At 56.7% G+C, this 16,732-nt stretch carries 16 protein-coding genes; 5 read left to right on the forward strand and 11 right to left on the reverse strand.

Annotation, left to right across the window (positions count from 1 at the left end):
- Positions 1 to 3: 3 nt before the first annotated feature.
- From mtgA to minC, 5 genes are all read right to left on the reverse strand, one after another.
- Entirely contained in the window at positions 4 to 795 is a 792-nt protein-coding gene (gene mtgA / locus G5367_RS00320; protein WP_419772922.1) for a monofunctional biosynthetic peptidoglycan transglycosylase, read from the reverse strand.
- Positions 780 to 1,106 carry an HI1450 family dsDNA-mimic protein gene (locus G5367_RS00325; RefSeq protein ID WP_005352317.1) on the reverse strand — a complete coding sequence of 109 codons (327 nt, stop codon included), beginning with the start codon at positions 1,104 to 1,106 and terminating at the stop codon, positions 780 to 782. Before G5367_RS00325 ends, mtgA begins: the two co-directional genes overlap by 16 nt.
- Before the next feature lie 195 nt (positions 1,107 to 1,301).
- Complete coding sequence (gene minE / locus G5367_RS00330) at positions 1,302 to 1,571, reverse strand: cell division topological specificity factor MinE (protein ID WP_005345779.1); 270 nt, start codon at positions 1,569 to 1,571, stop codon at positions 1,302 to 1,304.
- Positions 1,572 to 1,573: 2 nt separating this feature from the next.
- Positions 1,574 to 2,386 (reverse strand): septum site-determining protein MinD, encoded by an 813-nt coding sequence (gene minD, locus G5367_RS00335; protein WP_005345776.1) that lies wholly within the window; start codon positions 2,384 to 2,386, stop codon positions 1,574 to 1,576.
- A gap of 18 nt (positions 2,387 to 2,404) precedes the next feature.
- Positions 2,405 to 3,124, reverse strand: coding sequence for a septum site-determining protein MinC (minC, locus tag G5367_RS00340; protein WP_106843635.1), 720 nt, complete (start codon positions 3,122 to 3,124; stop codon positions 2,405 to 2,407).
- A gap of 107 nt (positions 3,125 to 3,231) precedes the next feature.
- Here minC and G5367_RS00345 point away from each other — a divergent pair, with 107 nt between their 5' ends.
- Positions 3,232 to 3,510 (forward strand): YcgL domain-containing protein, encoded by a 279-nt coding sequence (locus G5367_RS00345; RefSeq protein ID WP_005360946.1) that lies wholly within the window; start codon positions 3,232 to 3,234, stop codon positions 3,508 to 3,510.
- Positions 3,511 to 4,364: 854 nt separating this feature from the next.
- Here the strand turns inward: G5367_RS00345 and G5367_RS00350 are convergent.
- From G5367_RS00350 to G5367_RS00360, 3 genes are all read right to left on the reverse strand, one after another.
- The gene (locus tag G5367_RS00350) at positions 4,365 to 5,735 is read right to left on the reverse strand and encodes an L-serine ammonia-lyase (RefSeq protein WP_005336844.1); all 1,371 of its coding nucleotides are present in this window, start codon (positions 5,733 to 5,735) and stop codon (positions 4,365 to 4,367) included.
- 275 nt (positions 5,736 to 6,010) lie between these two features.
- Positions 6,011 to 7,396: an L-serine ammonia-lyase gene (locus G5367_RS00355; protein ID WP_407959417.1), complete on the reverse strand. Its 1,386-nt coding sequence runs from the start codon at positions 7,394 to 7,396 to the stop codon at positions 6,011 to 6,013.
- Between the two features lie 151 nt (positions 7,397 to 7,547).
- Positions 7,548 to 7,832 (reverse strand): pyrimidine/purine nucleoside phosphorylase, encoded by a 285-nt coding sequence (locus G5367_RS00360; RefSeq protein ID WP_167556500.1) that lies wholly within the window; start codon positions 7,830 to 7,832, stop codon positions 7,548 to 7,550.
- Between the two features lie 270 nt (positions 7,833 to 8,102).
- Here G5367_RS00360 and G5367_RS00365 point away from each other — a divergent pair, with 270 nt between their 5' ends.
- Positions 8,103 to 9,344, forward strand: a complete 1,242-nt coding sequence (locus tag G5367_RS00365; RefSeq protein WP_421293778.1) for a dicarboxylate/amino acid:cation symporter — start codon at positions 8,103 to 8,105, stop codon at positions 9,342 to 9,344.
- 1,591 nt (positions 9,345 to 10,935) lie between these two features.
- Here G5367_RS00365 and pfkA read toward each other — a convergent pair.
- From pfkA to elyC, 3 genes are all read right to left on the reverse strand, one after another.
- Complete coding sequence (gene pfkA, locus G5367_RS00370) at positions 10,936 to 11,907, reverse strand: 6-phosphofructokinase (protein ID WP_005336840.1); 972 nt, start codon at positions 11,905 to 11,907, stop codon at positions 10,936 to 10,938.
- A 149-nt stretch (positions 11,908 to 12,056) separates the two neighbouring features.
- Positions 12,057 to 12,812: a triose-phosphate isomerase gene (gene tpiA, locus G5367_RS00375; protein ID WP_120414341.1), complete on the reverse strand. Its 756-nt coding sequence runs from the start codon at positions 12,810 to 12,812 to the stop codon at positions 12,057 to 12,059.
- A 135-nt stretch (positions 12,813 to 12,947) separates the two neighbouring features.
- Positions 12,948 to 13,718 carry an envelope biogenesis factor ElyC gene (gene elyC, locus G5367_RS00380; RefSeq protein WP_421243530.1) on the reverse strand — a complete coding sequence of 257 codons (771 nt, stop codon included), beginning with the start codon at positions 13,716 to 13,718 and terminating at the stop codon, positions 12,948 to 12,950.
- A 101-nt stretch (positions 13,719 to 13,819) separates the two neighbouring features.
- Between elyC and cmoM the strand changes: the two genes are divergently transcribed.
- From cmoM to mukE, 3 genes are all read left to right on the forward strand, one after another.
- A complete protein-coding gene (gene cmoM, locus G5367_RS00385) occupies positions 13,820 to 14,596 on the forward strand; it encodes a tRNA uridine 5-oxyacetic acid(34) methyltransferase CmoM (protein WP_421243531.1) in 777 nt (258 codons plus the stop codon).
- Positions 14,597 to 14,696: 100 nt separating this feature from the next.
- Entirely contained in the window at positions 14,697 to 16,031 is a 1,335-nt protein-coding gene (mukF, locus tag G5367_RS00390) for a chromosome partition protein MukF (protein WP_421243532.1), read from the forward strand.
- On the forward strand, positions 16,012 to 16,731 hold the full coding sequence (gene mukE / locus G5367_RS00395) for a chromosome partition protein MukE (protein ID WP_005345759.1): 720 nt from the start codon (positions 16,012 to 16,014) through the stop codon (positions 16,729 to 16,731). The genes mukF and mukE overlap by 20 nt, the downstream gene beginning before the upstream one ends.
- Position 16,732: the final 1 nt, after the last annotated feature.

Consider the following 16,732-nt stretch of genomic DNA (forward strand, 5'->3'; position numbering starts at 1 on the left):
GGATCAGTCGGCCTGATGCACCCGATTGAGGGTGATCTGGCCAAGTTGCCCCATCTGACGGCGGATCCAGACCGAGCGCTTCTGCACATAGGGTGAAGGGGGCTTGACCCGATAGCGCCACGGGTTGGGCAGGGCGGCGGCCAGCAGGGATGACTCGTAGCGGGTCAAGCGGCTGGCCGGTTTGCCAAAGTAGGTGCGGGCCGCGGCTTCGGCGCCATAGATGCCGGGGCCGAACTCCACGATATTGAGATAGACCTCGAGAATGCGGGCCTTGTCCCAACCCAGCTCCATCAGCAGGGTAAACCAGGCCTCCAGCCCCTTGCGCAGGAAGCTGCGATCACTCCACATAAAGAGGTTCTTGGCGGTCTGCTGGCTGAGGGTGCTGGCACCGCGCACCCGTTCGCTGTGCTGGTTGTGCTTGAGTGCGGCGTTGATGGCATCCATGTCAAAGCCGTTGTGATCGGCAAAGCGCTGATCCTCGGCGGCGATCACCGCCAGTTGCAGCTCCTTGGAGATGGACTCCAGATCTACCCATTGATGGCGTACTTGGGTGATCTTGGCGGGCGGAAAGAGGGCCCGCTCGATACGCCAGCTCCACATCGGCGGATCGATAAAACGCAGCAAGGCGACCGAGCCGACCGAGCAGAGCAGCCCGGCCAGCGCGATCTTGCCTGCCCACCTCAACACCCGGCGCCCAAGGGATGCAGATGGGCGCACGGGGGCCACGGCAGCAGGGGCTGACTCCCACTGATAGTGGCTGGGATCATCGGGATCCGGAATTATTGGGGCAGCCATTCGATGTGGCAGAACTTCTCGTCAACACGGCGGGAGAGCAGCATGCGGGCAAACAGGTGCTCATACTCTTGTTCTTCATTGCCAAGGCCTACCCAGATCTCGGCATAGTCGGTGTCGCTCACCGCAAAACCCACGTCCGCTTCCCAGTCATCGGCCGGGTCGGTTTCGGCCAGCAGGCCGCGGTCGTTGAACTCCTGATTGAAACGGGCGATCTCCTGCTCCGGCAGGTTGTCAGAGGCCAGCTCCATAAAGAGTTCGAGGGCGGTATCGAGCAGTTCCTCGACGCTGTGCATTTCGTCATTCATAGACATAAGCGGTCTGTTCCAGAAAAGAGAAAAAGGTACCAGCACAGACACTGTCTGCGGGGCGGCGCTATTCTAGCTGTCGGCAGACCCCTTGGCGAGATGAGGCGAGCCGCTGTGACCTGTTTTTGTGCCAATAAAAAACCGGATCCTGCCAGGGGATCCGGTTTCATTGGGGGAAGGGGTCACGCATAGGGCGTCAGCTCATCCCTTCTTGTTGTCATCGGCGAAGGTGATGTTGAGCTCCAGCACTGACAGCTCATCACTCTTCTGATCCAGTTGAACGGTTATCTTCTCCGGATCAATGTTGACGTATTTGCGGATCACATCGAGGATATCCTGCTTGAGCTGGGGCAGGTAATCCGGCCCCCCTCTGGATGAACGCTCGTGAGCAACGATGATCTGCAACCGCTCTTTGGCCAGTTGTGCGGTGTTCTGTTTCTTGTTGGAACGAAAATAATCCAATAATGACATGTTTAACTCCCGAACAGTCGGCTAAAGAAGCCCTTCTTCTCTTCTTCCAGAAAACGAAATTCCTTGGTGTCACCGAGCAAACGGGAAACCGCATCGTCATAGGCCTGACCGGCATCGGACTCCTTGTCCAGAATGACCGGTTCGCCGGAGTTGGAGGCGCGCAGCACTGCCTGGGACTCAGGGATCACCCCGAGCAGCGGAATGGCCAGGATCTCCTGCACATCCTGCACGCTCAGCATGTCGCCACGGTTGACCCGGGTCGGGCAGTAGCGGGTCAGCAGCAGGTGCTCCTTGATGGGGTCTTCGCCACGCTCGGCACGGCGGGATTTGGAGGCCAGGATGCCGAGGATGCGGTCGGAGTCACGTACGGAAGAGACTTCCGGGTTGGTGGTGACGATCGCTTCGTCGGCAAAATAGAGCGCCATCAGCGCGCCCGCCTCGATCCCGGCCGGGGAGTCGCAGACAATGTAGTCAAACTTCATTTCGGCCAGCTGATCCAGCACCTTCTCGACACCCTCTTTGGTCAGGGCATCTTTATCCCGGGTCTGGGAGGCGGGCAGGATAAACAGGTTCTCGCAACGTTTGTCCTTGATGAGCGCCTGATTGAGGTTGGCTTCACCGTTGATGACGTTGACGAAGTCATACACCACGCGTCGCTCACAACCCATAATGAGGTCCAGATTTCGCAGACCGATGTCAAAATCGATGACCACTGTTTTGTGGCCACGCTGGGCTAAACCGGTACTCAGGGCTGCGCTGGTTGTGGTCTTGCCAACGCCACCTTTACCCGATGTAACGACTATGATTCGCGCCATTCTCGCTTCCTTGTAACTCTATTTGATACGGTCTATACGGAGTTGTTCATTATCCAGCCGGATATGAACCGGTTGCTGGATCAGGCCTGCCGGCAACGCATCGCTCAGCTGGAAGGTGCCCGCGATGGAGAGCAGTTCGGCCTGTAATTGCTGGCAATAGATCCGGGCTTGGGTGTTGCCCTTGGCGCCGGCTATGGCTCTGCCACGCAGGGTGCCATAAATATGAATGCTGTCATCGGCGAGCACTTCGGCCCCCGGACTGACGGATCCCAGCACTACCAACGAGGTGCCGGCGGCATAAATCTGCTGGCCGGAGCGTACTGGCCCCACATGTACCTTGCTCGGAATCAAGGGGGCGGGTTCGGGCTCACGAACTACCTCAGGGGCGGCTGGCGCGGGGGCTGGCTCGGGTTCCGGTTCGCTCTTGCGACTCTTGCCCGAGGCCATCACGGCCAATCCCACCGCCTTGGCGGCTGTCTTCATCTCTTCGCTGCGCGCACCCGTGATGCCGACCAGCACAAATTCTTCGGACTCCACCAGCTCCTTGAGCTGTTCGAAATCGGGAATATGTTCCAGTCGGGAAACATTGATCACCAGCGGCGCACAATTAAAAAAGTAGGGGGCCTGGGCCACTTTTTCGGCCAACAACTGACGTATCCGCTCAGGCTCGCCATCGCTGATATGCAACACAGAAATAGTGAAGGTGGTCCCTTTCAATTCGTTATCGCGCTCAACCATGAATCTTCCCCGAGGCAGAGATGCTAATCCGTTATTGTTATTCAATTCCTGATGTTATAGTTTGCCCCCATCAGAGGCAATAAACTCGTCGGATTATATCAATTTCCATGTTGTGTGCAGTCTATAAAAGTCGCAAAAAAGCCGAGACCTACCTTTTTGTTGAAAAAAGAGAGGATTTCTCCCGCGTTCCCGAGCCATTGCTGAGCGCATTCGGGCGTCCCGAGCTGGTGCTGATGACCAAGCTGGATCCGGCCAAGCCCTTGGGGCTGGCTGATGTCGGCAAGGTGATGGCCGCGCTGACCAACCAGGGGTTCTATCTGCAGGTGCCACCGCCCCCCGAGAATTTGCTGGAGCAGCACAAGGCCAGCCTGAAAAAACCATCCTGAATATCCAGCCCCGTTGTGCATTCTGCCGAGCGGGGCTAATTCTTTGTGACTCTGCATGACGCATTCCGGCCCCAGTGAGGTGGTGCGCGATAATCCTGTGACAGAAACTGGCCAAATTAAATCCCCCCTTTGGTGATATTCACTTTTCGCTGTTTAAATAGAAAGTCAATCTGCCCTCAACACCATATCGTCAACCTTTGCTGGCGCTCACAAAAATAGCGAGCAGCGCGCACTCATATCCTCCATTGCAGCGGCTATTGGCTCATTCATCGATTATTTTCTGCCTCTTACTTGGGATATCTTTTGGCCTCCACTGCGCAATGGGTTATCCATCGAATGGGGTTGTAAAGAGGGGGGGATCACTGCGCTAAAAGCAGTTTGTGCGATGCACTGCGGCCAAAATGATGAGCTAACCCCCTGTTTGTGTACTTGATTGTTTGCCCTGATCACGAAAGTGCCGAATAGGAGGCAATCAATGTGGCGGCGTGATAATCCGCAGGGTGAGCGGTAACCGCGTCTTGTCAAACAAGGGTATGACCAAAGGGGGATATTGAGATGAGGGGCCATCTCGATATCGATTAGTTGTGAAATCGTGGCTGGGGCAAGATAGCAGGTACAGGTTTCATGTAGGGGCGTAATGTCTCTCTCAATGCATTGAGAAGAGTTAATCAAGGTATGTAATTAGAGAGGTATGCAGACAAGGCAATCCGCATTGCGGTGGCGTAGCAGGGGTATATCAGCGACGCCCTACAGTGAAATGGTCGGTATGCCGGTATCAGTACCCAGCATCCCATTCGGGCAATAAAAAAGGCGGGATATCCCGCCTTTGTTCAAATGAGGGTCGCAAACCCTATTTATTCGCAGGCAACCTGCATCACCTTGATGGCCAGACCGCCACGGGAGGTTTCACGGTACTTGGAGTCCATGTCCTTGCCGGTGATGTACATGGTCTCGATCACCTTGTCCAGGGAGACGCGCGGCTTGGAGGTACGACGCAGGGCCATACGGGAGGCGTTGACCGCTTTCATGGCTGCGATGGCGTTACGTTCGATGCAAGGCACCTGTACCTGACCGGCAACCGGATCACAGGTCAGACCCAGGTTGTGTTCCATGCCGATCTCGGCAGCTTCGCAGACGTGCTCCGGGCTACCGCCCATCAGCTCGGTTAGACCGGCAGCGGCCATGGAGCAGGAGACACCCACTTCACCCTGACAGCCCACTTCGGCGCCGGAGATGGAGGCGTTCATCTTGTAGAGGATGCCGACGGCACCGGCAGCCAGATAGAAACGGGTGTACTCGTCACGGCCAACCGGCTGGATGAACTTGTCGTAGTAAGCCAGTACGGCCGGGATGATACCGGCTGCGCCGTTGGTCGGGGCAGTGACCACGCGGCCACCGGCAGCATTCTCTTCACTCACGGCCAGAGCGAACATGTTGACCCAGTCAACGATGTTCATCGGGTCGCTCGAGAGGTTCTCGTTGGTGTTGAGCTGACGGTAGAGCGGTGCGGCACGACGGGGTACGCGCAGCGGGCCGGAGAGAACGCCTTCGGTACGGCAGCCGCGCTCGATACCTTCGCGCATGGTGTTCCAGATCTTGCCGAACTTCTTGTAGATCTCTTCCGGAGTGTTGAAGCACTTCTCGTTTTCCATCATCAGGGCAGAGATGGAGAGACCGGTCTGGCTGCAGTGAGCAACCAGCTCGGCGGCGCTCTTGAACGGATAGCGTACGGACATGTCGCCGCTGTCAGCCTTGCCGAAGTTCTCTTCGTCAACGATGAAACCACCACCGATGGAGTAGTAGGTCTTGCTGTAAACCACTTCATCTTCGATCAGGGCAGTCAGCTTCATGCCGTTTTCGTGCAGCGGCAGGGCTTCATCGTGGAATACCATGGCGTCGCGCGGGAAGCTGACGGTGTGGCAGTGCAGGCCGATCGGCAGGCGCTCGGTCTGTTCAACACGGGAGATAAACTCGGGGATGGCATCGATATCGACGTTTTCCGGCAGGTTGCCAGCCAGGCCCATGATGATGGCGGTGTCGGTATGGTGGCCTTTGCCAGTCCAGGAGAGGGAGCCGTAGACATCGACATTGATCCGGGTTACATCGCGGATCTTGCCGCCCGCGCGCAGCTCGTCAACAAACTGTTTGGCCGCTTTCATCGGGCCAACAGTGTGGGAAGAAGAGGGGCCTACACCGATTTTGAAGATATCAAAAACGCTGATCATGTCACTATTACCTCAGGGTAGAAGGGGGCGGCATGCCCACTCACAGAAATTTGGGAGATCCATGGAACGCGCTGGTTTGCGCAGGTCACTGAACCAGATAACCGTAGTGTAACGGCTCACGACCTAAAAAAAGTTGAAACAGATCTATTTTTGTTGAGTTTGAGGCGCGAGTATAAAATTTATTTTGGTGCTTATCCATTTTGTTAAGCGTTTGCCCATAAAAATACCCGGCGATGCCGGGCATTTCGGAACCAAATGGAGTCAATTGCCGTTTTTTAACATTCGGTAATGTTAACGGCAAGGCCGCCGCGGGCCGTCTCCTTGTATTTGGTCTTCATATCATTGCCGGTCTCCCACATGGTTTTGATCACCTTGTCCAGTGACACCTTGTGCTCGCCGGTGCCGCGCAGGGCGAGGCGGGCGGCATTGATCGCTTTCACTGCGCCCATGGCGTTGCGCTCGATGCAGGGCACCTGCACCAGTCCCCCGATGGGATCGCAGGTGAGGCCGAGATTGTGCTCCATGCCGATCTCGGCAGCGTTTTCCACCATGGCTGGACTGCCCCCCAGCAGTTCGGTCAGCGCGCCGGCCGCCATGGAGCAGGCAACCCCAACCTCACCCTGACAGCCCACTTCGGCCCCGGAGAGGGAGGCGTTCTTCTTATATAAGATGCCGATGGCGGCTGCGGTGAGGAAGTAGCGGATCAGCGTCTCGTCATCCACCTTGTGAACGAAGCGATCGTAGTAGTGCAGCACGGCGGGGATGATGCCCGCGGCGCCATTGGTGGGTGCGGTCACCACTCGTCCGCCTGCCGCATTCTCTTCGTTGACCGCCAGCGCAAAGAGATCGACCCACTCCATCACCATCAGCGGATCCTTGTTGAAGTTAGTCTCGCAGCTTAACTGGCGGAACAGCCCCGGGGCGCGGCGCCGAACCTTGAGGCCGCCCGGCAGCACCCCTTCGCTCTTGCAGCCACGCTCGACGCAGCCTTGCATCGCCTGCCAGATCTTGCGCAGCCCCGCTTTTATCTGCTCATCGCTGCGAAATATCCGCTCATTGGCCAGGATCAGCCCCGAGATGGAGAGGCCGCTCTCCTGACAGTGGGCCAGCAGTTGGGCGCCGCTGTCGAACGGGTAGGGGACAGGGTGTTCGGCATCGGACTTGGCGGCCTCTTCCTTGGCGGTGGCAAAGTGGCTCTCTTCAATGATGAAGCCGCCCCCGATGGAGTAGTAGGTCTGGCTGAAGCGCAGGTTTTTCTCTTTATCAAAGGCGCGCAGAGTCATGCCATTGGTGTGGGCCGGCAGGGTCTTGCGGCGGTTGAAGATGATGGCACCGGTGCGGGGAAAATGGCTTGGTTGTTCGCCTGCCAGCGGCAGGCTCTGTTCCTTTTCCACTCGAGCCAGAATGGCGGGGATGGCATCGATATCGACCGATTCCGGTTCAAAGCCCGACAACCCCAGAATGATCGCCTTGCCAGTGCCGTGTCCTTTGCCGGTCTGGCCCAGCGAGCCGTAACACTCCACTTCGACCCGAGTGATCTGCGGCAGATGGCCTTGCAGCTTGAGCTGCTGAACGAAGGCATAGGAGGCACGCATGGGGCCGACGGTATGGGAAGAGGAGGGGCCAATTCCGATGGAGAACAGGTCAAACACGCTGATCATGACATCAATCCGGTGATGGTTTATGTCTGTTTATTCTAGGATTTTTGCCATGGATAGGAAGCGGGGATGTGCGGTGCTGTGACATGGACACAGATAATGGGGCTGGGGGGGCAATAAGGTTGAAGGGGCTGATCCCCTTCAACCGGCCTGATCAGTCGAGAAATTCGCACAGATAAGCTGTGGGGGTTTTCACTTCCAGTTTGAAGGAGGAGTGACCGGCCACCAGGAAGGATTCACCCTGGCTGTAGGTGTGCCACTCATCTTCATCAGCCAGCTGGATGGTGAGGGCGCCCTTGATCACTGTCATCCGTTCGGGGGCGGCGGTGTTGAACAGGTAGTCACCGACGTTCATCACCCCGACGGTTGATTTCTCGCCTTTTTGTTCGAAACCGATGGATTTTACATTTCCGTCGAAATACTCGTTAACTTTCAGCATCTTTACATCCCTGTGTGTACGTTTGTGCAGCCAAACTAGCACAATCTTTTGCCAGTTGTCATGGGGGATGAGGTAAAAATCGCCGAGACCGCTTTGAATCTTCACTTTTTCGCAAACTTATTAATAGCCAAGGTTAATGATTTGCTGATTTAAAACAGCAATTAAATGTGAGATAACACGCGCAAACAGGGGAATGGGCAGCCGCTCATTCCCCTGTTTGGTTAATTGCACTGGGAAAAGTGTGAATTTTGCTACATAAAGGAACATATTGTGTTAACTAAAGGACTCATTAAAAACATCGGCTTCCAGGTTGTGGTCGCCATGGTACTGGGCGCAGTGGTCGGCGCGTTCATGGGTGAACAAGCCACCGTGTTTGCACCGCTCGGTACCCTGTTTATCCAGCTGATCAAGATGCTGGTGATCCCGCTGGTGGCGGTAGCCATCCTCTCCGGCGCCGCCAATCTGGGCGCCAGCCCCGCTGCGGGCAAGATCGGCGCGGCTACGCTGGCCTTCTTCCTCGTGACCTCAGCGTTGGCCGTGTTGCTGGCACTGGTGATGGGGCAGATCTTCAAACCGGGTGTCGGGGTCGATTTCGCTTCCGTCGCTTCCATGTTTGGCGGTGACTATGCCGATAAAGGGGCGTTGCCGGATGCAGTCGCCACCTTGCTTGGCATGATCCCCTCCAACGTCTTCAACTCCCTCAACGAAGCGAACATCCTGCAGATCCTGGTGTTCTGCATGTTCCTCGGCATTGCGCTGGCCAAACAGCCGCGCGAGCGGGCCAAGCCACTGGTCGATGGGCTCAATACCCTGGTGGATGCCTTCGTCTGGATGATCAACAAGGTGATGATCATCGCGCCGCTCGGGGTGTTCGGTCTGATGGCGGAAGCCATCGGTACCTATGGCTTCGATGTGCTGACCCTGGTACTCAAGCTATTCGTGGTCTATGTGGCTGCCATCCTCATCTTCGGCTTCGTGGTCTATCCGCTGCTGGTGATGATGTTCTCCAACACGCCGGTGATGAAGTACCTCTCTGCCATGAAGAAGCCGCAGATCGTGGCCTTCTCCACCGCCTCTTCCATGGCGACCCTGCCGGTCAATATGGAGACCTGCGAGCATGATCTGAAAGTGACCAACGCGACCGCCTCCTTCGTGTTGCCGTTGGGTGCCACTATCAATATGAGCGGCAACGCCATCTATTACGGTCTGGTCGCCATCTTCTTCGCGCAGGTTTACAACATCGATCTGAGCGTCGGTGCCTGGGCAGCCATCATTGTGACCTCCACTCTGGGCGCGATCGGTCAGGCCGGTGTGCCGGGCCCAAGCTTCCTGGTGGTTGCCGTGCTGCTGGCGGCCGGGATCCCCATCGAAGGTTTGCCGCTGCTGTTCGCGCTGGACCGTCTGTTCGACATGATCCGCACCTCCCTCAATATCACCGGCGATGCGGCCTGTGCTGTCATTGTTGACCGCTTCAGCCCGGAATATGACCCAGAGCGCTGGAACAAGACATAACTGCTTTGAGCTGGGCTGAGATATAACAGCCTTAAGCTGACACTGCGTAACGCGAGCCCCTGCCATGATGGCGGGGGCTTTTTTATATCTGCCGGACAAGTATCAGAGCAAAGGTGTGCACAAGAGATTGCTGACGGATTTAGCTGTGTTGAATGGAGAGTACAGTAGGGGAAAACATCAGTTGTGGGCATGGGCCGTATGGCGTAAACCGGCCTGTTGTAGATGGCGGGGTAGGGGATTGTCAAACGGCGGGTAACAAAAAGGGGAGCCTTGCTCCCCTCGGATATGATCTGCTGCTGGTTCTACTCCATCAGGCCATATGGTTAAACCATCCTGGTTACACCCTTGTGGCGAAAGAAACAGCGTCAACGTGATGAAATCATATCTATGTTGACCATCTCGGCATTGTCACTGAAAAGCGCCAGTTGGTGGCGATTAAACAGACATGGCAAAGAGGGTCAGTCCGGATTGATGCCTCTCTATCCGGCTCAGAACTGTGACAGTGAGGGCAGAGAGACAGCAACCAGGGTGAAAAACACCGTGAAAACGGCAGTAACGACAAACTCTTTCATTTTTCTCTCCCTAAGTTGTTGGTTGATGTTGTCAAGATACCATAACAAGGGGGTAAAACAAGGTGTAAATTGATAAAATAGCCACTTTATGTTTTTGGTTGGTTGAAATGGCTGTTTTTGTCATATTGAGCTGATTTTATCACCTGTTCTGGCATGGTAGGCATTCAAGATTCTGTTTTTATGATTATTTCATTTAAATTCAATTGGTTGTTGAGATGCTGGTTGGCTTGGTGGTGGGTTTTGTATGGAGCCTTAGTGGCGTTTTATAAGTTTTCACCCTTGCAATAGTGCCATTGAGGCCATAAAAAGTGTGTAAGGCCATAGTTTGACGATTTCTGACGTAGATAGCTCATCCAAAAGAAGTCTATGGAGACAATCTGGTTGCCAGCCCTTGTCGCACCATCACTTTATCAGTCCGGAGTCTCCGCATTTTTACAGCAATACATGGGGGTATAGGGAGGAGAGCCGTGCATCGGGGGGATACAGAGTGGCAGCTGGCTGTTTTATCACCACCAATTTCCCCGTCGGCCTCGGAGTAGACATGGCCGCAGCAAGAGTGAGGTGCGCAATAGGCCAGAGGCGCACTCTCTGGCTGGGCGCGAGTAGCGATTTGCGTAGCCGGTGCATATGTGTGAGTCATGTGAGTGCAATACGAGCGCAGCGCCGGAGCATGGCTGGGGAAGATATCTGAATTCCTTCTACAAGATTGAGATATAAAAAGCGGCGTATGACGAGGAGGCTGAACAAGCTAGTTTCAGGGTCGACAGAGCACAGGTCAACGCAATCCGGTTTGCAGTGATAAAACATCCACGACAATACCGGAACTCTGTTCGTAGGCTGAAGCCGGTTGCTGTGAGGAGAGGAAGGCTAGTGATCAGTCAGATGGCGCAAGGGTTGGAATCAGGCAACCCGTATGGTGAGGGGCACACAGCGTGCCGATGCACCCGTTGTTGTAAGATATTAAAAAACCCTCCGATGGAGGGTTTTTGTCATCAACAGCCGGTTAAAAGCCGCGAGGCTTAGAACAGGGTGGTGGAGAGGTTGTAAAGCTCCTGATCGAACGGACGCTTCATGTTCTCGATGCAGTCGATGATGTCGTGGTGTACCAGCTCGTTGCGCTGGATACCGACGCAGCGGCCACCGTGGCCGGCCAGCAACTGCTCAACGGCGTAAGCACCCATACGGCTGGACATAATGCGGTCACGAGCAGTCGGGGCTCCGCCACGCTGGATGTGGCCCAGGATGGTGGCGCGAGTTTCACGACCGGTCAGGGCTTCGATGTCCTTGGCCAGCGCGTTCACGTCGGTAACGTGCTCGCAGATGGTGATGATGGCGTGCTTCTTGCCCTTGGCTTCGCCTTCCTTGATCTGCTTGAGCAGCTTCTCTTTGTCGAAGGCTACTTCCGGCACGATCACATACTCGGCACCACCGGCAACGGCGGCAGACATGGCCAGATCGCCACAGTGGCGACCCATGATCTCGACCACGGAGATACGGTGGTGGGAGCTGCAGGTGTCGCGCAGGCGGTCGATGGCGTCAACCACCACGTTCAGGGCAGTATCAAAGCCGATGGTGAAGTCGGTACCGGCGATGTCGTTGTCGATGGTGCCCGGCAGGCCGATGCAGGGGAAACCCTCTTCGGTCAGCTTCTTGGCACCCATGTAGGAGCCGTCACCACCGATGACGACCAACGCGTCGATACCGTGCTTTTTCAGGTTTTCGATCGCTTCGGCGCGCACTGCGGGGTCTTTGAAGGCAGGGAAACGGGCGGAGCCGAGGAAAGTACCACCACGGTTCACCACGTCGGAGACGCTGTGACGCTCTAGCTTGACGATGCGATCCTGGTGCAGACCGAGGTAGCCATCATAAATACCGTAAACTTCCAGGCCATGATGCAAACCGGCGCGAACCACGGCGCGAATGGCTGCGTTCATACCCGGTGCGTCGCCACCACTGGTCAAAACACCAATACGTTTGATTTGTTTGGTCATGAGTGCCTCTGGATCTGAGTTGTCAAATACGAATGTTTAAATAGACAAGCCACTTTTACTATATCGGCTTTCATATGGGATGCGGGGGCCACCATAGGAAAAGCGATACAAGAGAGGGGACGAGCCCCTCTCTTTGCCGTAATCAACGATTACTTGGCAGCGCCAGCGATGATCTGGGAGAAGTCGTCCACTTTCAGGGACGCACCACCGACCAGGCCACCGTCGATGTCCGGCTGACCGAATAGGTCGGCTGCAGTGGCGCCAGTGACGGAACCGCCGTACAGGATCTGTACTTTGGCAGCAACAGCGGCATCAAAACCGGCCAGGTACTGACGGATGTGAGCGTGAACGGACTGAGCGATCTCCGGAGTGGCAGTCTTGCCAGTACCGATGGCCCATACCGGCTCGTAAGCGATAACGGCGTTGTTGAAGGAGGCGATACCGCAACGGTCGATAACGGCTTTCAGCTGGGTCTCAACCACGTTCTTGGTCACGCCGGCTTCGAATTGCTCCAGAGTTTCACCGATGCACAGAACCGGGATCAGGCCGCCTTTCTGGATCGCTTCGTACTTGGCAGCAACCACGTCGTCACTCTCTGCGTGCAGGGTACGACGCTCGCTGTGGCCGACCAGAGAGTAGGTGCAACCAAAGGCTTTCAGCATGGAGGGGGCGTTTTCGCCGGTGAAGGCACCAGACTCGTGAACGTCAGCGTTCTGGGCACCGTAGGCAATCTTGCTGCCAGCGGTCAGTTGCTCAACCAGACCCAAAAAGATAACCGGCGGGCAGACGGCGACTTGCACAGAAGGATGAGCGGCAGCAGCCGGGGTCAGTCCTTTGATCAGAGCTTCTACAGAAGCTTTGGTGCCGTTCAGTTTCCAGTTACCCATTACCAGGTGCTGTCTCATCTTGTATATCTCCTAGGCATTTGATTGCGCGACATTATATGAATTGAACCGAGCCCAAGATAGCTGACCCGGCGGCAAATGACGTAATTTTTTTTCGCTTTCCTGATCCAAATCAGGAATGAAACGCTTGATCGCTCATTCGTTAACCTGCCCCCGCAAGCGAGCCCACCATACCCCAATCCATTCGTGGATGGCAGCTTCGGAATACATCAGATAACGCCCTTTGGGTAAATAACTGTAGAGGGGCTGGGGTACCTGGCTCTGCTTGGCGGTGTAGTCGGTGGGGGCCGGCACGGCATTGAGTCCCTGACCCTGATAGAGGGCCATGGCCCGGGGTAAATGGGTGGCCGAACTGACCAGCGCCACCTCTTTTCCCTTGAGGTGACGACTGATACTGACCGCCTCATCATGAGTGTCTTTGTTGTTTTCAAACAACGTCATCCGCGAACGGGATATGCCGAGGCTCTCGGCCATCCGGGCATTGACCTCGGCATTGGAGAGGGTATCCCCCGATACATAGCCGGAGAAAATCAGCTCGGCTTCGGGATAGGCCTGGGCGAGGCGAACCCCTTCGAGAGTCCGTGCCAGCGAGATATTGTTCTGCCAACTGCGCATCGGTACCGCCGGATCGCTGACATGGCCATTGCCGAGCACCACGATGGCGTCGATGTTGGGATGCTGGCTCACCTCGAACGGCGGGAAGGTCTGCTCCAGCCCGCGGGCCAGTTCGTAGCTCACCGGCCGCATTCCCAGCAGGGCGACCAGCAGCAGCGACAGAGTCGCCAGCAGCTTGCCGGTTTTCTGAAAACGGGTGAACCAGAGCAGCAACAGGGCAACCAGCAGCAGGGAGAGGGAGAAGGGGAGCGGCATCAACAGCTGACCAAGCCACTTTTTGAGCACAAACACGACAGACACTTCCTTGAGTTTTCAGCAAATTCGGGATGTGACAGAATACCTCTCTTTTTTGGGATGGCCACAACCCTGTGGCGCTAATGTTGAGTTTCTCCTTGAAGCACGATCAGAGTTTTGACGGGCGCGCCGACAAGTTCGCCCGCAACATTTACGACTCCACCAAGGGGCGCATCCGCACCACCATTGTCTGGAGCGACATCGAAGCCTGCCTGGCCCGCCTTGGCAACCGACCGCTGCGCATCCTCGATGCGGGGGGCGGGTTTGGTTATTTCGCCCAGAAGCTGGCGGCCATGGGCCATCAGGTGGAGCTGTGCGATCTGTCAGCAGAAATGCTGGAACTGGCCCGCAGCCAGATCGCCGAGAAGGGGCTGGAAGACAAAATCCATCTCATCCATTGCCCCATTCAGGATCTGAAGCAACACGTGACCGGTACCTTTGATCTGGTGCTCTGCCATGCGGTGCTGGAGTGGCTCGCCGAGCCGCGCCAGACCTTGCTGGGTCTGTTCCCTTTCGTCAATGCCGGGGGCATACTGTCGCTGCTTTTCTACAACCGTCATGGCTTGCTGTTCCAGAGCTTGGTGGTGGGCAATTTTGACTATGTGCGCCTTGGCCTTCGCAAGAAGCGGCAGACAGCGCTTACGCCCACCAATCCCCAATTGCCGGAGCTGGTCTATGACTGGATTGGTCGCGGGGGGCTGCGCATCATCGGCAAGACCGGGGTGCGGGTCATCCACGACTATATGCGTCACAAGCAGGATCAGGTGGAGAAGTTCGACGATCTGCTGGCCATGGAGCAGCAATATTGCCGTCAGGAGCCTTTTGTCTCCCTCGGTCGCTATATCCATGTGATGGCCCAGAAGCCGGCCAGCTGATTGCTCGCTGTTCACGTCGATGTGAACCATGTTTTCGATGCTACCGGATGTAGCCGCGCGCATGATTTTGCGCCCAATACAACAACGAGATGACAACATCATGATGAGTACATCCCGTACCCTGCCAGAGCGTTCTTTGCCGGAGCTAGTAGGGTGGGTCAGGCAGGAGGGGTTGGCGCTGAGCCTGCCGACCGACCGGCTGGCCTTTCTGATTGCAATCAAGACCCTGTCCGAAGATGAGTCGGACCTGTCGGAAGCGGCGCTGCACGATGCCTTTGGCTATGTCAGCAGCGCCTTCGGCCAGATGGACGAGACCCTCACCGGTCGCGCCAACAACGCCATCAACGATCTTATTCGCCAGCAGCTGCTGTCGCGCTTCAACACCGACATGGTGGCGGGGGAGAGCCTCTACCGTCTGTCGCGCCTGGGTGTGAGCATCGTCGACTTCTTTATGGATCAGCGTCAGGTTGACTCCATCAAGCTCTCCATTCTGCTCGAACACCTGGCTTCCGAGCTCGACACCGCCCGCAAGGCGGCGCTGGAAACCAACACCCGCGAGCAGTGGGATGCCGAGGTGCTGCCGCGCCTCACCTTCTCGCTGGAAGAGACGCTGGGGCGGATCGATCTCACCCAGCGCGCCATGGATGAGCAGCAGAATCAGGTCAAAAGCGAAATCGCGGCCCTGCTGACCCAGAACTGGGTCGATGCCATTCACAGCTGCGAAAAGCTGCTGCACGAGACCGGCCAGACCCTGCGCGAGCTGCAGGATACCCTTGACGCTGCCGGCCACCGCCTGCAGGCGGGTCTGCTCAATATTCAGGAAGCGGCACAGGGGCGCGATGACCTGTTTCACGTCGAGGAGCTGACTCACGCCTTGCAGGGGCGGCTCGACGTCATCACCAGCTGGGGTCAGCAGTGCATCGAGCTCTGGTCCCGCTACGACAGACACGTCCACAAATTTATCCGCAACGCCATCGACATGGACAAGAACCGCGCCTTCAGCCAGCGGCTGCGCGAGTCCATCCGCAATTTCGAGCAGCACAACTGGCAGCTGCGGGTGGCCGAAGAGCCCCGTCTGCTGGAGCTGCGCGACGAAACCATCGCCATCCACGACGAGGAGGTGACCGGTGAGGTGCCCCTCGAGATGGAGTACGTCGAGATGGTGGACATCAACCAGGAGCTGGCCGAGCGCATCGAGCGCTATCTGGCCCGCTACCCCGAGCAGGGGCAGCAGCTGGATCTGGCCGATGTGCTGCGGGAATACCTGCTGGACTACCCGGCTCATGCCCACTTCGATGTGGCGCGTCTTCTGATCGACCAGGCCGTGCGCCTGGGCCATGCCAGCGGCGAGCGCGAACAGCATCGCCAACCCGCATGGAAACCCATTAACCAAGCTGGATCCAAGGTTCAGGCCTATGTCATTGATCAATACTGAGTTTCCCTTGCCGCTGCGCCTTGCAGAGGCGATTGCCAACCCCTTGTTTCCGCGCATCGACACCGCCTTGCGCTCCGGTCGCCACATAAGTGCCGACGAGTTCGAGCAGCATTCGGCATTGGTCGAATATCACAGCGAGCTGGAGATCTTCTACGGCCGCTATCAGGTGGAGCTGATCAAGGCGCCGGAAGGCTTCTTCTACCTGCGTCCGCGCCCGAGCTCCGACATCGGCACCACTGTGCTCTCCGAGCTCGATATGCTGGTGGGCAAGGTGCTCTGCTACCTCTACCTGAGTCCGGATCGTCTGGCTTCCGAAGGGGTATTCGCCATGGCCGAGCTGCAAGAAGAGGTGCTGAGCCTCGCCGACGAGAAGCAGCTGCTGCGGATGGTCAACAGCCGCTCCGGCGGTACCGATCTCGACAAGAAGAAGCTGCTCGAAAAGATCCGCACCTCCATGCGCCGTCTGCGCCGCCTTGGCATGATCACCGCCCTTGGCAACGGAGATAAATTCCGGGTCAACGAATCGGTGTTCCGTTTCGCCGCGGATGTGCGCTCCGATGAAGATCCGCGCGCCGTCCAGCTGCGGATGATCCAGGAGGGTGAAGCCATCTTCCACGACGACGAAATGCCGAGCAGCGACTCGCTCTTTGATGACATCGAGGCGGATCTCGATGAAGAACAACTGGATCTGGAGGTATAAC

The sequence above is a fragment of the Aeromonas sp. 604282 genome (assembly GCF_049170575.1).
Classification (GTDB): Bacteria; Pseudomonadota; Gammaproteobacteria; order Enterobacterales; family Aeromonadaceae; genus Aeromonas; species Aeromonas veronii_A.

Excerpts from the sequence above, each read along its gene's own strand:
- G5367_RS00325 (WP_005352317.1), bottom strand. The coding sequence starts at position 1,106 with ATGTCTATGAATGACGAAATGCACAGCGTCGAGGAACTGCTCGATACC.
- mtgA (WP_419772922.1), bottom strand. The coding sequence starts at position 795 with ATGGCTGCCCCAATAATTCCGGATCCCGATGATCCCAGCCACTATCAG.
- mukF (WP_421243532.1), top strand. The coding sequence starts at position 14,697 with ATGATGAGTACATCCCGTACCCTGCCAGAGCGTTCTTTGCCGGAGCTA.
- G5367_RS00350 (WP_005336844.1), bottom strand. The coding sequence starts at position 5,735 with ATGATCAGCGTTTTTGATATCTTCAAAATCGGTGTAGGCCCCTCTTCT.
- G5367_RS00360 (WP_167556500.1), bottom strand. The coding sequence starts at position 7,832 with ATGCTGAAAGTTAACGAGTATTTCGACGGAAATGTAAAATCCATCGGT.
- minD (WP_005345776.1), bottom strand. The coding sequence starts at position 2,386 with ATGGCGCGAATCATAGTCGTTACATCGGGTAAAGGTGGCGTTGGCAAG.
- minC (WP_106843635.1), bottom strand. The coding sequence starts at position 3,124 with ATGGTTGAGCGCGATAACGAATTGAAAGGGACCACCTTCACTATTTCT.
- tpiA (WP_120414341.1), bottom strand. The coding sequence starts at position 12,812 with ATGAGACAGCACCTGGTAATGGGTAACTGGAAACTGAACGGCACCAAA.
- minE (WP_005345779.1), bottom strand. The coding sequence starts at position 1,571 with ATGTCATTATTGGATTATTTTCGTTCCAACAAGAAACAGAACACCGCA.
- mukE (WP_005345759.1), top strand. The coding sequence starts at position 16,012 with ATGTCATTGATCAATACTGAGTTTCCCTTGCCGCTGCGCCTTGCAGAG.
- G5367_RS00345 (WP_005360946.1), top strand. The coding sequence starts at position 3,232 with ATGTTGTGTGCAGTCTATAAAAGTCGCAAAAAAGCCGAGACCTACCTT.
- G5367_RS00355 (WP_407959417.1), bottom strand. The coding sequence starts at position 7,396 with ATGATCAGCGTGTTTGACCTGTTCTCCATCGGAATTGGCCCCTCCTCT.
- pfkA (WP_005336840.1), bottom strand. The coding sequence starts at position 11,907 with ATGACCAAACAAATCAAACGTATTGGTGTTTTGACCAGTGGTGGCGAC.